Genomic DNA, 14,625 nt, shown 5'->3' with positions numbered 1-14,625 from the left:
CCCGCACGCCGTTGGGAGGAGCGGCAACGGGGGTCGGAGCCTTTGGCTCCGGCCCCCGTCCGCGTTCCTAACTGGCGCCAACATGGTTGTTCGCTAAACCACTCTGTATGAATCGCTTGCGCGGACGGCTCTGGCCGATCCTGCAAACCGCTCTGGCCGCGACCACCGCCTGGTACGCGGCCGTTCTGCTGCTCCCGGACGGGCGGCCGTCCTTCGCATCGATCGCCGCGGTGATCTGCCTCGGGGCGTCCTATGGCCAGCGCGGCTCGAAGGCGCTGCAGCTGATCGCGGGCGTCGTGCTGGGCATCTGCGTCGCCTCGGCGATCGTCGCGCTGATCGGCGCCGGCTCGCTGCAGATCGGGCTGATGGTGATCCTGGCCATGAGCGCCGCGGTGCTGCTGCGCGGCGGCGAGCTGCTGACCGCCGAGGCCGCGGTGTCGGCGATCCTGCTCGTCTCGCTCGATCCCAACACGAGCGACTTCTCGTTCACTTTGAACCGCATCCTCGAAGGGCTGATCGGCGGCGGCGTCGCTCTGGCCGTGACCTCCCTGGTCTTCCCGCCCGATCCCGCGCTGCACGTGGGGCGCGCCGCGCAGGCGGTCTTCGCGGGCCTCGGCTCGGCGCTGGAGCGCCTGGCGACGGCGCTGGCGGCGAGTGACGCGGGCGGCGCGGGCGAGGCGCTGGCGGAGGCGCGGGCGCTCGACGCGCTGGTCGACGACTTCGATGAGGCGCTGTCGATCGGGCGCGACACCGCGCGCCTCTCGCCGCGCCGGCGGACGGCGCTCGCTGCTTTGGAGCGCTACGGGGCGAGCTTCGCCCAGGTCGACTACGCGGTGCGGGACACGCGCGTGTTGGCGCGCCACTCCGTGCGGTCGCTGCGCGCGGGCGAGCCGGTCGAACCGACGCTGCCGGAGGCGGTGCGCGAGCTCGGGCTCGCGGTCTGGACGCTGGCGGGCGCGTACGACCAGCCGGACCGCGCCGACGCCGTGCGCGGCCACGCCCTGCGGGCGAGCGCGCTGGCGGGCGAGGCGGGCGGCGGCGAGATCGCCGCACAGATCCGCTCGACGGCCGTCGACCTCCGCCGCGCCGCGGACCTCCTCGGCGAAGACCCGCGCGCCGACGCCCTCGAGGCGCCGACCGAAGAACTGCTCGCCGCGGCCGCCTGACGACGCGCGGCGCGCCGTGGCGCGCTCGGCTGTCCGACCCCTCGCCGCGGCCGCCTGACCGCGAGCGGCCGCGCCGTAAGCGCGCCCCGCCGCGGCTGCCCGCCACGGCCGCCCGACCACGTGGCGCGCCCGCGCCGCACCAGTCGCCTCGCCGCGCCCCGCCCGGCGCTATCTTGCGCCGGGTCGTGCGGAGCATCGTCGGTGCATTTCTCGTCCTGGTGCTGCTCGCCGTGCCGGGCGTCGCGCGGGCGGACTGGAGCGGTGACGGGCCCGGGGACGTGCTCGCCGTCGACGGCGCCGGCAGCCTCGTGCTCTACCGCGGCAACGGCGCCGGGGCCTGGGCGACCGGCATGGCGGAGCCCGTGGCGCCGGGCTGGGGCACGTACACCGCGCTGCTCGCCCCGGGCGACTTCAGCGGCGACGGCCATCCCGACCTGCTGGCGCGGGACACCGACGGGCGACTGCTGATGTTCCGCGGCAACGGCGCCGGAGCGTTCGCGGGGTCGGCGCAGGTGGTCGGCTCGGGCTGGGGCAGCTTCACCGCGCTCTTCGCCCCCGGCGACTTCAGCGGCGACGGCCATCCGGACGTCCTCGCCCGCGCCACCGACGGCCGGCTGCTCATGTACCGCGGCGACGGCGACGGCGGGTGGGTGACCGGCAAGGCCGAGGAGATCGGGACGGGCTGGGGCGGGTTCAACGCCGTCGTCCCCGGCGGCGACTTCAGCGGCGACGGCAAGCCCGACGTCCTCGCCGTCAAGTCCGACGGCGCGCTGCTCATGTACCGCGGCAACGGCGCGGGCCGCTGGGTGACCGGCAGAGCCGAGCAGATCGGGAGCGGCTGGGCGCCCTTCACCGCGCTGCTGAGCGGCGGCGACTTCAGCGGCGACGGCAAGGCCGACATCCTCGCCCGCGCCTCCGGCGGAGAGCTCTACCTCTACCGCGGCGACGGCGCCGGCGGCTTCGCGCAGCCGATCCACGAGCTCATCGGCTCCGGCTGGAGCAGCCTGTCGCTCCTCACGCTCGCCCCTTCCTCCCCGCCACCCGCCGCACCGACGACGCCCGCGCCCCCACCGGAGCCAGGCCCGGCGCCCGCCGCGCCGCTTCCCGACGGCAACGTGTCACTCGACGCGGGCATCCGCTGCACGCCCCCGGGCGGGCTGCTGCGCGTGAGCGTGAAGGTCCGCAAGCGCGCGGGCCGCCCCGCACCGCGCGTCCAACGGATCGTCTTCTACGTCCGTAACGGCCCGCGCCGCACCGACCGCCGCCGTCCCTATGCCGTCCACCTGCGCATGAACCGCGCCGCGGGCACCAAGGGCCGCGTCTACGCCCGCGTGTACTTCCGCCGCGCGGGTTCCAAGCGCCTGCACACCAAGACGGTGTCGCGGCGCTTCGTCATGTGCAGTTAGCGTCGAGCGCGTCGGAGGGACGAAAGTCAACTGCGCGGGGGAGGGGGAGTGGCAGCGCCACCCGTCCCGGGCTACCGTGGACTCGCTCGGCGCGCGGCTCTGTTGGCCCGAAGTGCTGTGCTGGGATACCGACAGCTACGGGCGTGGCGCTGACACCCCGGTCCGCGCCGGGCCTTGCGGTGATCGGTTTCGGCGAGCAAAGACGTCATGCGCGAGGGGGTGCGGTAACTAACTGCGCCCAGAGCGCAGTTAGTTGCGTCACCCCCACCGGTGCGCCAACTCGACCAGTGCGAACCTGATCGAAACCCGCGATTGGTCCTTCAAACGCGCACGGTCAACCACGGCGACCGGGACAGCGCAAGTGCGGGACACACTGGCCAGCCCACGCCCGTAACTGTCGGTATCCCAGCACGAGAATTCGAGCCGACGGAGCCGAGCCGCGAGTCGGACGACGCGAGGCAGACCCGGAGGGTGCGCCACCTCCCCCTCCCCTACCCGGCGCAGTTGACGTTCGTCCCTAAGCGCGGAGGTACGTGAGGACCGCGAGGACGCGGCGGTGGTTCTCGGGCGTGGCGGTGAGCTCGAGCTTGGAGAAGATCGCGGTGACGTGGCGCTCGACCGCGCGGTCGGAGAGGAACATGCGGGCCGCGATCGCCTGGTTGGAGCGGCCTTCGGCCATCTCGGACAGGACGGTGCGCTCGCGCTCGGTGAGGTCGTCGAGCGGGCCGTTGGCGCTGGAGCGGCCGAGCAGGTGGGCGACGACCTCGGGGTCCAGCGCGGCGTCGCCGGCGGCGACGCGGCGGACGGCGTCGACGAACGCGTCGCCGTCGGTGATGCGGTCCTTGAGCATGTAGCCGAGCGATTCCGCGCCGTCGCCGAGCAGCGCGAAGACATAGTCCTCGTCGAGGTACTGCGAGAGGACGAGGACGCCGGTGGCGGGCAGGTGCGCGCGGATGTGCTTGGCGGCGCGCAGGCCCTCGTCCGTGTGGGTCGGGGGCATGCGGATGTCGGTCACGGCGACGTCCGGCTCGGCGTCGGTGACCGCGGCGATCAGCTCGTCGTAGTCGCCCGCGAGGCCGACGACGTCGATGCCGGCGGCCTCGAGCACGCGGGCGATGCCCTCGCGCAGCAGCAGCGAGTCCTCGCCGATCACGACGCGCATGGGATCACGCCTTTCACGAGGGTGCCGGCGCCGGCCGGGCTGACGATCTCGAGTGTGCCGTCGAGCGCCGCGAGGCGATCCTGCATGCCGCGCAGGCCGGAGCCCGACCGCGGGTCGGCGCCGCCGCGGCCGTCGTCTTGGATGGTCACGGTCAGGGTGTTGTCCTCCAGGCTGGTCGTGACGTCGGCGCGGGTGGCGCCGGCGTAGCGGACGACGTTGGTCAGGGCTTCGGCGACGAGGAAGTAGGCGGCGGCCTCGACCGGCATCGGGCAGCGCGCCTCCGAGTCGTAGGTGAAGCCGACGGTCAGCGGCGCGCGGCGGGTGAGCGTGCGCAGGGCGGCGACGAGGCCGAGCTCGGTCAGCGCCGCGGGGTGGATCCCGCGCGCGAGCTCGCGCAGCTCGTCCGTGGCGAGGCGCAGCTCCTCGCGGACGTGGCCGAGGCGCTCGGCCTGCTTCGGGTCGTCGAGCGCGCCCTGCATGACCTTGAGGTCGAGCGCGACGGCGAGCAGCCGGTTCTGGGCGCCGTCGTGGAGGTCGCGCTCGAGGCGGCGGCGGGCCTCGTCGGCGGCGGCGACGATGCGGGCGCGCGAGTCCTTGAGCTCCTGCTCGCGCTGCAGGCGATCGGTGATGTCGCGCACGTAGCCGGTGTACATCGGCGGGCCGGGGACGTCGATGCGGGTGATCGTCAGCTCGACCGGGAACTCGCGCCCTTCGGCGTGCAACGCGGTGATCTCGACGCGGCGGTTGATCAGTTTCCCGGTGCCGTTCGCGAGGCCCTGACGGTGGGCCTCGCGAAGCGAGGGCGGCACGAGCGCGGAGGCCATCTCGCGGCCGATCAGCGACTCGGGCGTGTGGCCGAAGATGTCCTCGACGGTGGCGTTGACCTCGACGATCCGCCCGCCCGCGTCGATCGTGATCACCGCGTCGAGCGCGGCGTCGAGCATCGCCCGCTTGCGCGCCTCGGACTCGTGCACGGCGGCCTCGGCCCGGCGGTGGGCGACGAACTGCCCGGCCAGGCGCCCGAGGCTGGCGAGCGTCGCCACGAGGTCCCCGTCGGGCTCGCGCGTCTGGACGGTCAGGAACTCCATCGCCCCGCCCGTGCCCGCGAGCGGGATGGCGAAGGCGGAGTGCAGGCCCGCCTCGAGGGCGTCCTGCGCGCGGGGGAAGTTGGGGTCGGCGCTCACGTTGGCGATCCAGGCGGGGCGCTGTCGCGCCTGCACCCGCCCCGGCAGTCCGTCCCCGGGGGCGAGCGCGTAGGTCTTCGAGGCGGCCGCGAACCGCTCCAGCGGCGGCCCGCCGGCACACCACGTGGCGACGCAGTGCAGCGCGCCGCTGGCGACCGGCAGCCAGACGCCGCCGTAATGCCAGCCGAGCCCTTCGCCGACGGCGGCCAGCAACCGCGGGAACGCATCGTCCGCACCATCGGCGTCGAGCAGGGCTTCGGCGACCGCGTGCTCGACCCTGAGCAGGCGCGACGCGCTGGGCGGAGGGGGAGCGAGCATGTGACCTGGCGCGACACTATCGCCCAGGCCAGGGTGTGAGTTAGCCGGTTTCGCTCGCCCGCTCATCAACGCGCCACGCGACCGGCGCGCGCCGGTCGGGACGCGCGCACCGGTCTCGGCGCGGCCGCGCACCGGGACCAGCGGCGCTCCAGGGTTGAAAATAAAGGGGACTGTCCCCGTTAGATAAAGGGACTGTCCCTTTAGCTAAAAGGAGTGGGTGGGGATTTGGTGCTGTGGCGTCGTGGTGGGTGGGAAAGCGGGCGGAAGTTGTCCTGATTAGGCGGCGAGGGCGAGCTCGGCCTCGGCGGCGCCTTCGAGCATGGCGCCGGCGACGATGCCGATGGCCGTGGCCCAGGCGTCGGCGTGGCGCGGCTCCCAGGCGTCGCCCGCGATCTGGGCCATGGCGCCGATCAGGACCTCGCCGACGACCGGGTAGTGCTCCGGGCGGGCGCCGTAGGCGACGTGGCGGGCGCCGAGGCGCTTGAGGGTGGGCACGACGGGCTCGAGGTCGCGCAGCGACTTGCGCAGCAGCACAAGCGCGGAGAGCAGCATCGCGCGCTGGCGGGGCATCTCGACGCCTTCAAACATCGGCTTCACCGAGGGCGCGACCGCGAACAGGTCGGCGTAGAAGATCCGCACGAGCTCGTCGCCCTTGGGCGCGATGAGGTCGAAGCTGGTTTCAAGGGCGTCGAGGTCCATGCCGCACAGCTTCCGCGAGATGTGACCTTCGCTCGATGGGGGAAACCGTCCGCGCCGTGGCGGAGAACCGCCACGCGCTCGCGGGCGGTGTCCCGTAATGGTCAGGACGCGGCGTGTTCGGCGAGCGAGCCCTTCTTGGTCTCGCCGCCCGGCACCGCGTCGTAGACGACGATGTCGCCGACGGCGAACAACTCGTCCGCGCGCGCCAGAACCGCCTGGACGTGCTCGCTCTCGAGGTGAGCGTTGAGGAGCTCCCGCGATTCCCAGCGCTCGACGAACGCGAGGCGGGCGGGATCGTCCGTGCCCTGGTGCAGCGCGTAGAGGATGCATCCTTCCTCGCCGTGGGTGGGCTCCACGATGGCCTTGAACGCCTCCAGGCCGTCAGCTTCCTTGCCGGGGCGGGTGGTGAACGAGCCCACGACGACGATCTCAGACATACGACGCACTCCTCCGAAACAGCGGGAAGCGCGGATCGTACGATGACCGCGTGAGCGAGCGCTTCACCACCTCCGGCGTCCGGCTGCGCGAGCGGACACGGCGCCCCGGCGAGCTCGACTGGCTCTTCCTGCCCGGCGGCCCCGGGATCGGTTCCGAAAGCCTGCACGAGCTCTCGGTGCCGGAGCTCGAGTCCCGGCTGGCTGGCCTCGCGCTCGCCAGCACCGCCCCGGACTCGAGCTGGCTCCCGGCGCTCGGAGCGACGCGAACCTTGGCGCGATCGCCGTCGCGTCCGCCCCGTGGAACTTCAGGCCCGCCGGCCTCGCGGCGGGCGCCGACCTGCTCGGGTGGATGCCCTACAACCGCGCCGCGGTCGCGTGGTCGGCCGAGCACTTCGACGACACGTATCGCTCGGCGTGGTGGCCGACGGAGCTGCCGACGCTGATCCTCAGCGGAGGAGCGGACCGGATCGTCACACAGACCCTGTGGGACGACGAGCGCTTCACCGGCGAGCACGTGATCCACCGCACCGTCCACGGAGCGGGGCACTTCCCGTGGATCGAGCGCCCTGAGGAAGTCGCCGCCGCGTTCGCCGACCTCGCGGACCTCATCGCGCGCTCCACCGGCGCATGAATCAGGGCGCCGCGGTGGCCACCTCGAGGCGCAGGTCGCCTTCGCCGCCCGCGACGCGGTAGGCGGAGCCGAGGCCTTCGACGCCCGCGACGCGATCGCCGTCGCAGATCAGCACCGTGCCCTCGTCGACCGCCCAGCCCACCGGCGCCAGACCCGCCCGGACCGCGTGGATCAAGCGGGTGACCGTGCCCCACTGCGTGGCGTGGACGTCGATCGCGAACGGGAGGAGCCCAAGGCCGGGACGGACGGTGAGCTGCTCGAGGTCCTCACCCGCCTCCTCGGCGCACACCTCGCGCTCGCCGAGGCGGTGGCCGCCCACGATCGCCCACTCACCCGCGATCGCCGCGCCCGCCGAGAACCCGGCGTAGACGGCGTCGCGCGGAAGCCAGTCCATGCCCGCGCCCACCAAGACCTCCTGGTACCCCGGCGTCCACCCGCCCGCGACGAACACGCCGCCCGCGCCCGCGAAGTCCTCAGCCGCCGGCGGGCGATCCTTGGAGACGACGACCGTGACGACCTCGGACGCACCGGCGTCCGTCAGCGAGTGCGCCCAGCGATCGGTGTCGGTGTCCTCGCCCTCGTCGAGCACGAGGACGACGATGCGGCTCTCACCGACGGCGTGGACGAACGGTGCGTGGGAGGCGCGCACGGCGTCCTCGCCACGGCCGCCGCCGATCAGGAACACGGATGGCATCCGCACAGCTTCGCGCGCGCAGCGGACATGCAACCCATAGGTTGCGATAGAATCCACGATGTGAACGTCCTGGCGCTGTACGACATCCACGGCAACATCGACGCGCTCGAGGCGGTGCTCGCCGACCCGCGGGCGGCGGATCCGGACGTCGTCGTGGTCGGCGGCGACGTCGTTCCCGGCCCGTTCGCGCGGGCGACGCTCGAGCGCCTGTCGCAACTGAACGCCCGGTGGCTGCGCGGCAACGGCGAGCGCGAGGTGGCGGAGGCGATCGACGGTCCCGAACCCGCGCCCGACGACCTCGCCCGCGTGACCGCCAAGCTCACGCTCGACGAGATCGGCCCCGACGCGGCGCGCCCGCTGGGCGACCTCCCGCTCACGCTGGAGATCGACGGCGTCCTGTATTGCCACGCGACCCCGCGCAGAGACGACGAGATGGTCACGAAGCTCTCGACGCCGGAGCGCTGGGCCGAGGTGCTCTCGACCACGACGGCGCCGCTGGTCGTCGCCGGCCACACCCACCAGCAGCACGACCGGACCGTCGGCGCGACCCGCTTCATCAACGCCGGCAGCGTCGGGCTGCCCTACGAGGGCGACGGCGCCGCACGGTGGCTGTGGGTCGCCGACGGCGTGCCGGAGCTGCGTCAGACCGCGTACGACTCGCACGCCGCCGGCCGGCGCATGCTCGCGGCCTGGCCCGACGCCCGCTCGCTCAACGCGTCGCTCGTCGAGCCGGTCGCGCCACTCACGGTCACGGAGATCTTCGAGAGCCTGATCTGAAGCTCAGCCGCGCGAGAAGCGCTCGAAGACCGTCGTCACGACGGGCTCGCCGCAGTCCAGGCAGGTGCGGTCCAGCAGCGAGGCCGGGCGCGAGAGGCTGGTGCCGCCCAGTCCACACGAGGGGCAGTGAAACGCCGTCTCGACGAAGCCGGCGGCCAGCAGCGATTCGGTGACGTCGGCCATGGGATCGAAATTACCCGGTCGCGGCCGCGGGTTCCCGGTCGATCGGGGAGGTGGGATGCGGCGACTGGACGGAAAGCGCACCTGAGGCGCAGTCCTCGCAGCGGATCTCGCGACGCGGGTTGCGGATGCCGACCAGGCCGAGCACCCCGCCGAGCGCGACCAGCACGGCGCACACGCCGACGCCGACGTGGAACGCGTGCACCGAAGCGTCCACCGACTGCGGCATCCCCGGGATCACCGCCAAGGTGTCGGTCACGTCGGTGCCGGTCATGTCGGACGCGTAGACGGCGCTGACCACCGCGCCGATCGCGGCGACGCAGAGCAGGCCCGCGATCCGTGCGACGGCGTTGTTGACGCCGGAGGCGATGCCGGCGTTGCGCTCGTCGGCGTCCGCGAGCACCGTCGCCGTCAACGGCGTGACCGTCGCCACCAACCCGAGCGAGAAGATCAGCAGCGCCGGGAACAGCTCGGTCCAGTAGGAGATGTCCTGGTCAACCCGCTGCAGCAGCGCGATGCCGACCGCCGCGACCAGCGGCCCGATGCCCATGAAGTACCGCGGTCCGTAGCGGTCCGCGAGCCGCCCCGCTCGTTTGGAGAGCGAGAACATGACGAGCGTCGTCGGGAGCGTCGCGATCCCCGCCTCGAGCGCCTCGTAGCCCGCGACCTGCTGCAGGAAGAGCGTGAGGAAGAAGAACATCGCGCCCAGCCCCCCGTACATCGAGAACGTCTGGATGTTGCCGACGGCGAAGTTGCGCCGCTTGAAGAGCTCCAGCGGGAGCATCGGCTGCGGCGTCCGCCGCTCGTGGAGCACGAAGAGCACCAGCAGCGCGATGCCGCCGAGGCCGACCGCCCACACCTCGGGCGAGCTCCAGCCGACGACCGGCTGGCGGATCAGCGCCAGCACCGGGCCGGCGAGGCCGAACACGGTCAGGACCGCGCCGAGCCAGTCGAGCTGGACGTTGCGGCGCGCGCCCGTCCGCCCCGGCACCGCGATCGCGACGAGGACGAGCGTCGCCAGCACGAACGGGACGTTGATCGCGAAGATCCAGCGCCATGACGCCGTGTCCACGAGCCACCCGCCCGCCAGCGGCCCGATCACCATCGCGATCCCCGACCACGCCGTCCACGAGCCGATCGCGGCGCCGCGCTCCTCAGGCGGGAACGCCGAGATGATCACGGCCAGCGCGCTCGGAGTGAGCAGCGCGCCGAACACCCCCTGCAGCGCCCGCCCCGCGATCAGCACCTCGATCGTCGGCGCCAGCGCGCAGATCATCGAGACGACCCCGAACCCGGCGACGCCGATCGAGAACACCCGCCGCTCGCCGTAGAGATCCCCGAGCGAACCGGCGACGAGGATCAGCGACCCGAGCGTCAGCAGGTAGGCGTTGGAGACCCACTGCTGTCCGGCGAGCCCACCGCCGAGATCCTCACGGATCGACGGCAGTGCGACGTTGACGACGGTGGCGTCCAGGCCCGCGACGAACGAGCCCATGATCGCGGCCGCGAGGGCCAACTGCTTCTGCCGAGCATTGATGCGAGAGACGCTAGCGGGCGCCGGGAACCTGGACCTGCTCTCGCGGGACGGCGGCGGCCGCGGCGCGTTGCAGGGCGGCGACGGGCAGCGCGACCGCCGACGCGAGCAGCACGACGTTTCCCGGCGCGCGACCGCGCAGGACGCCCGGCGGCGCGACCCAGACCACGTGCGCGAAGGCGTCGTGCACGACCGCGGCGTGCTCGTGGGCCTCCTCCAGCGGCGGCACGTCGATCACATTGAGCGCGTAGACCCCGGCCGGCCGCAGCACCCGCCGGACCTCGGCCGCGAACGCCGCGCCGGACAGCCGAGCCGGGACGTGCGGGCCGTCGAACGCATCGCCGATGACAAGGTCGAAGGAGCGGTCCTCGTGCGCGGCGATCAGGTCCGCGGCGTCACCGACCTTGACCCGCAGCCGCGGCGACGCGCGCAGCCCGAAGTGCTCGCGGGCCAGCCCGACGACGCCCGGGTCGATCTCGAACACGAGCTGGCGCGACCGTGGCCGCGTCGCCTCGATGTAGCGCGGCAGCGCGCACGCCCCGCCGCCCACGTGCAGCACGTCCACCCCGGCGCCCGCGGGCCGGAACGCGTCGACGAGGTCGGCGATCCGCCGCATGTACGCGAACGCCAGCGCCCGCGGGTCGCGCAGGTCGACCTGCCCCGCCTCACGACCGTCGAGCAGCAACATCCGCGACGACGGATGCCCCGGATCGGCGATCACCTCCGCGAACGCCCGCGCGGTGCGGAGCGAGACGGGCGCCGGAGCCGGCCGGCCACGCCGTTCTCGCCCCTGGCGTTTCACTGGGGCGCGAGTTCGCTCGAGTCCGTCAGCTGGAGCTTGCGCCGGGCGCGCTCGTAGAAGCCCTGCGGTTGCAGGCGCAGGATCCGCGCCGGGGTGTCGCTCATCGCGAACTGGATGCAGTCGCCCGCGGTGAGCTCGGCGACGCGCTGGCCGTCGGCCTCGAGCAGCAGCGGCGCCGAGCGGTCCAGCACGTGCACGCGGAGCTTCTCGGACGGGTGCAGGAAGACGGCGCGATCGAACGCGGCGTGCGGCGCGACCGGCGTGATCAGCAGGCCGGTGTGACGAGGCGAGACGATCGGCCCGCCCGCGGCGAACGAGTAGGCCGTCGAGCCGGTGGGCGTGGCGATGACGAGCGCATCGGCCGTGTAGCGGGCGAAGATCTCGTCCTCGACCTCGACGGCGATCGCCGCGGGGCCGTTGCCCGGGATCCGCGACAGCGCCGAGTCGTTGAACGCGGTGAAGAGGGTCGAGAAGCACGTGCCGGTGACCGTCATCACCGCGCGTTCCTCGATCCAGTGCTCGTCGCGATCGATCGCGTCCAGCGCCCCCGGCAGCTCGTCGAGGTTGACCTCGGCGAGGAAGGCGAGCCGGCCGAGGTTGACGCCGAGCACCGGCACCTCGTGCTCGGTGGCGAGCTTCAACGCGCGCAGGATCGTGCCGTCGCCGCCGAGGCCGATCACCAGGCCCGCGCCGACCGCCAGCTGCTCCTCGGGCACGGTGCGCACCGAGGGCGGCATCAGCTCATGCGCCTCCTCGAGCCCGCGCACCTCCTTGCCGTGCCGGTCGGCCCACGCCACGACGCACTCGATCATCGCGCGGCTGTCGCGCCGCGGATGGACGACGACCCCGATCGCGCCGGGTTTCACGATTCGTCGCGGTGGACGGTGTCGGGGGAGAAGGCGGGAAGACAGACGGCGACGTACTCGGCGCCGTCCGGCGTGGAGTAGCGGACCCATTCCCCAGCGCGCGTCAACACGGCCTGGCCGGTGGCCACGACCATCGACCCACCCTCGTACTCGACGTGCAGCGCGCCACCGATCACGAGCGTGTACTCGTCGAAGTCCGGGCGCTGGCCGGGCTCGACCCACCCCGCCGGGGAGCGCATGTGCGCCACGCTGACGCGCTCCTCCCCGTTGTTGACGCGACCGGCGTACTCGTCGATCAGCTTCGGCTTGGTCCCTGCGGCCTCGACGCGCGAGGGGGACTCGATCAGCTCGGGCATGTGCCCCCGCAGTCTAAGACCGCGCCGCGCCGAGCGTAACCCGACCGCGTTTCAGGTATTTTGGGTGCCATGAGCGTGACCGACGACCTGCTGCGCAACAACGAGGCCTATGCCGCGGCCTTCGACAAGGGCGACCTGCCGCTTCCCCCGGCGAAGAAGGTCGCGGTGGTCGCGTGCATGGACGCGCGCCTGGACGTGCACGGCCTGCTCGGGCTCCAGCTCGGCGACGCGCACGTGATCCGCAACGCGGGCGGCGTCGTGACCGACGACGAGATCCGCTCGCTGGCGATCTCCCAGCGCCTGCTGGGCACCGAGGAGATCGTGCTGATCCATCACACCGACTGCGGCATGCTGACGTTCACCGACGACAGCTTCCGCGGCGACATCCAGGGCGACACCGGCATCAAGCCCCCGTGGTCGCCGGAGTCCTTCACCGACCTCGACGCCGACGTCCGCAGCTCGATCGGCCGCATCAAGGCGAGCCCGTTCATCCCGAAGCGCGATGCCGTGCGCGGCTTCGTCTACGACGTCCACACGGGACGCCTGCGCGAGGTCACTCCCCTCGCATAGACGCGAGGGTCTTCCGAAGACCCTCGGCCAGCGGCGTGCTCGCGCGCCAGCCCAGGCGTGCGGCGGCGGCGGAAGGGTCGAGGCTGGAGCGAGCGATCTCGCCCAGCCGGCCCGGCCCGGACTCGGTTCGCAGACCCAAGGTCGCGGCGAGGTCGACCAAGCTGGTCTCGACCCCCGTGGAGAGGTTGAGCGCGCCCTCGTCGGCGGTGTGGGCGGCCGCCAAGAAGCCCCGCACGACGTCCTCGACGTAGACGAAGTCGCGCGTCTGGGCGCCGTCGCCGAACACCGTCACCGGCCGGTCCTCGGCCGCGGCGGAGCACCAGATCGCGATCACCCCCGCCTCGCCGTGCGGGCTCTGGCGAGGCCCGTAGACGTTCGACATCCGCAGCGCGAGCGTCGAGAGGCCGTACGCGCGGCTGAAGAGCGCGAGGTAGCTCTCAGCGGCGGCCTTGCTGGCGCCGTACGGCGCCAGTGGGGCGATCTCGGTGTCCTCGGCGATCGGCAGTCGCACCGGATCGCCGTAGACGGCGGCGGTCGACGCGAGGATCACCCGCCGGGCGCCGCCCACGCGCGCGGCCTCCAGGATCGCGGCGGTCCCGCCCACGTTCTGGTGTGCGTCCATCGACGGATCCTCGACCGAGCGCCGCACGTCGATCTGCGCCGCGAGGTGGAAGACGACCTCTGGCCGCGCCTCGGCGAAGGCCTCCAGCATCGCGGGCACGTCCGTCACGTCGGCGGACACGAGCCGCGCGCCACGCTCGATCGCGCGCTGCAGGTTGGCCTCGGTGCGCAGGCGATCGACGACCGTGACCTCGTCGCCCGCCTCCTGCAGGACATCGACGAGGTGCGAGCCGATGAAGCCCGCCCCGCCGGTGACGAGTGCTCTCACCGGCTGGCCGCGAGCTCTCGCGCCGCCGGTTCGGCGGGCCGATCCGGCGGGGCGACGGGCTGCCCGAGCCGCCCGGCCGCCGCCGTCGCGGCCAGCAGCGCGATCCACGTCAGCGCGCTCAGCACGACGTGGAACCACACGATCTCGGCCGGCAGCTCGAGCGAGTACTGCACCAGGCCGACGAGGCCTTGGCACGCCAGCAGGACGCACACCGCGGTCACCGCGTTCTGCGTCGCGGCGTTCATCTTGCGCGCGCGGACGAGGAACCACACGCCGATCGCCGCGAGACCCAGGAACGTGGCCAGCGCGCCGTGCTGGTGGATCGCCCAGTCGAGCGTGTCGGCCCCGCGCCACTTCAGCCGGACCACGACGTCCCCGGTTCCCTCGCCGCCCGCGTGCGGGCCGGCGGCGGTCGCGATCGTGCCCAGCGCCAAGGTGATGAAGCCCGGGATCAGCAGCAGCCGCACCGACCAGACCGAGAGCTTGTCGGACGAGCGTGGTCGCTCGCCGGGCTCGAACGTCGCCCGCCAGGCCAGGGCCACGGCGGCGACCAGCAGCGCCATCGACATCAGGAAGTGCCCGATCACCCACCCAGGCGCGAGCCCGTAGATCACGGTCAGCCCGCCCATCACGGCCTGCCCGAGCACGCCGAGCGGCAGCGCCAGCGCGATCCACGCCAGGTCGCGCCGGAGCGGGCGCCGGAACCACGCCAGGATCGCCGCGGCCAGGCACGGGATCGCCACCACGGATGTCATCACGCGGTTGGAGAACTCGATGATGCCGTGGGTCTTGAGCTCCGGCGTCAGTCGCGTTCCCTCGCAGCGCGGCCAGCTGGGACAGCCCAGGCCGGAGCCGGTCAGCCGCACGGCGGCGCCGGTGAAGACGATCAAGGTGCACACGCCAAGCGCGGCGTAGGCGATCTGGCGATAGCGGGCCGGGGACACCTGCATCGCG

The 14,625-nt window shown here is 73.0% G+C and carries 17 protein-coding genes; 5 read left to right on the top strand and 12 right to left on the bottom strand.

The features are described 5' to 3' along the window. Positions 1 to 107: 107 nt before the first annotated feature. Together OM076_RS31110 and OM076_RS31105 are read left to right on the top strand one after the other, a co-directional pair. Positions 108 to 1,166 carry an FUSC family protein gene (locus OM076_RS31110; RefSeq protein ID WP_270044030.1) on the top strand — a complete coding sequence of 353 codons (1,059 nt, stop codon included), beginning with the start codon at positions 108 to 110 and terminating at the stop codon, positions 1,164 to 1,166. A 185-nt stretch (positions 1,167 to 1,351) separates the two neighbouring features. Continuing rightward, the gene (locus OM076_RS31105) at positions 1,352 to 2,572 is read left to right on the top strand and encodes an FG-GAP repeat domain-containing protein (protein ID WP_270044029.1); all 1,221 of its coding nucleotides are present in this window, start codon (positions 1,352 to 1,354) and stop codon (positions 2,570 to 2,572) included. A gap of 517 nt (positions 2,573 to 3,089) precedes the next feature. Here OM076_RS31105 and OM076_RS31100 read toward each other — a convergent pair. The 4 genes from OM076_RS31100 to OM076_RS31085 all read right to left on the bottom strand — a co-directional run bounded on the left by OM076_RS31100 (position 3,090) and on the right by OM076_RS31085 (position 6,372). Then, a complete protein-coding gene (locus tag OM076_RS31100) occupies positions 3,090 to 3,734 on the bottom strand; it encodes a response regulator transcription factor (protein WP_270044028.1) in 645 nt (214 codons plus the stop codon). Beyond that, on the bottom strand, positions 3,722 to 5,236 hold the full coding sequence (locus OM076_RS31095; protein WP_270044026.1) for a PAS domain S-box protein: 1,515 nt from the start codon (positions 5,234 to 5,236) through the stop codon (positions 3,722 to 3,724). The genes OM076_RS31100 and OM076_RS31095 overlap by 13 nt, the downstream gene beginning before the upstream one ends. Before the next feature lie 276 nt (positions 5,237 to 5,512). After that, the gene (locus OM076_RS31090; protein ID WP_270044025.1) at positions 5,513 to 5,935 is read right to left on the bottom strand and encodes a globin domain-containing protein; all 423 of its coding nucleotides are present in this window, start codon (positions 5,933 to 5,935) and stop codon (positions 5,513 to 5,515) included. A 101-nt stretch (positions 5,936 to 6,036) separates the two neighbouring features. Further along, positions 6,037 to 6,372: a putative quinol monooxygenase gene (locus OM076_RS31085; protein WP_270044024.1), complete on the bottom strand. Its 336-nt coding sequence runs from the start codon at positions 6,370 to 6,372 to the stop codon at positions 6,037 to 6,039. A gap of 349 nt (positions 6,373 to 6,721) precedes the next feature. Between OM076_RS31085 and OM076_RS46980 the strand changes: the two genes are divergently transcribed. Next, positions 6,722 to 7,003, top strand: a complete 282-nt coding sequence (locus tag OM076_RS46980; RefSeq protein ID WP_372518098.1) for an alpha/beta fold hydrolase — start codon at positions 6,722 to 6,724, stop codon at positions 7,001 to 7,003. Between the two features lies 1 nt (position 7,004). Here OM076_RS46980 and OM076_RS31075 read toward each other — a convergent pair whose 3' ends face one another. Next, a complete protein-coding gene (locus tag OM076_RS31075; RefSeq protein WP_270044023.1) occupies positions 7,005 to 7,697 on the bottom strand; it encodes a type 1 glutamine amidotransferase family protein in 693 nt (230 codons plus the stop codon). Between the two features lie 60 nt (positions 7,698 to 7,757). Between OM076_RS31075 and OM076_RS31070 the strand changes: the two genes are divergently transcribed. Next, complete coding sequence (locus OM076_RS31070) at positions 7,758 to 8,474, top strand: metallophosphoesterase family protein (RefSeq protein WP_270044022.1); 717 nt, start codon at positions 7,758 to 7,760, stop codon at positions 8,472 to 8,474. 3 nt (positions 8,475 to 8,477) lie between these two features. Here OM076_RS31070 and OM076_RS31065 read toward each other — a convergent pair whose 3' ends face one another. The 5 genes from OM076_RS31065 to OM076_RS31045 form a co-directional block, all read right to left on the bottom strand. After that, a complete protein-coding gene (locus OM076_RS31065) occupies positions 8,478 to 8,657 on the bottom strand; it encodes a hypothetical protein (protein ID WP_270044021.1) in 180 nt (59 codons plus the stop codon). 10 nt (positions 8,658 to 8,667) lie between these two features. Continuing rightward, positions 8,668 to 10,170, bottom strand: a complete 1,503-nt coding sequence (locus tag OM076_RS31060) for an MFS transporter (protein WP_270044020.1) — start codon at positions 10,168 to 10,170, stop codon at positions 8,668 to 8,670. Between the two features lie 31 nt (positions 10,171 to 10,201). Then, positions 10,202 to 10,909, bottom strand: coding sequence for a spermidine synthase (locus tag OM076_RS31055; RefSeq protein ID WP_270044019.1), 708 nt, complete (start codon positions 10,907 to 10,909; stop codon positions 10,202 to 10,204). Between the two features lie 77 nt (positions 10,910 to 10,986). After that, positions 10,987 to 11,856 (bottom strand): NAD(+)/NADH kinase, encoded by an 870-nt coding sequence (locus OM076_RS31050; RefSeq protein WP_270044018.1) that lies wholly within the window; start codon positions 11,854 to 11,856, stop codon positions 10,987 to 10,989. Beyond that, positions 11,853 to 12,212 carry a cupin domain-containing protein gene (locus OM076_RS31045; protein WP_270044017.1) on the bottom strand — a complete coding sequence of 120 codons (360 nt, stop codon included), beginning with the start codon at positions 12,210 to 12,212 and terminating at the stop codon, positions 11,853 to 11,855. The genes OM076_RS31050 and OM076_RS31045 overlap by 4 nt, the downstream gene beginning before the upstream one ends. A gap of 69 nt (positions 12,213 to 12,281) precedes the next feature. Between OM076_RS31045 and OM076_RS31040 the strand changes: the two genes are divergently transcribed. Further along, positions 12,282 to 12,782, top strand: coding sequence for a beta-class carbonic anhydrase (locus OM076_RS31040; protein ID WP_270044016.1), 501 nt, complete (start codon positions 12,282 to 12,284; stop codon positions 12,780 to 12,782). Here the strand turns inward: OM076_RS31040 and OM076_RS31035 are convergent. After that, the gene (locus OM076_RS31035; RefSeq protein ID WP_270044015.1) at positions 12,766 to 13,671 is read right to left on the bottom strand and encodes an NAD-dependent epimerase/dehydratase family protein; all 906 of its coding nucleotides are present in this window, start codon (positions 13,669 to 13,671) and stop codon (positions 12,766 to 12,768) included. The two genes, OM076_RS31040 and OM076_RS31035, sit on opposite strands and share 17 nt — an antisense overlap. Next, positions 13,668 to 14,621 (bottom strand): COX15/CtaA family protein, encoded by a 954-nt coding sequence (locus OM076_RS31030; protein WP_270044014.1) that lies wholly within the window; start codon positions 14,619 to 14,621, stop codon positions 13,668 to 13,670. Before OM076_RS31030 ends, OM076_RS31035 begins: the two co-directional genes overlap by 4 nt. Positions 14,622 to 14,625: the final 4 nt, after the last annotated feature.

The organism is Solirubrobacter ginsenosidimutans (genome assembly GCF_027587205.1).
The sequence above is the reverse complement of the archived record's forward strand: the minus strand, read 5'-3'. Positions and strand labels throughout refer to the sequence as shown.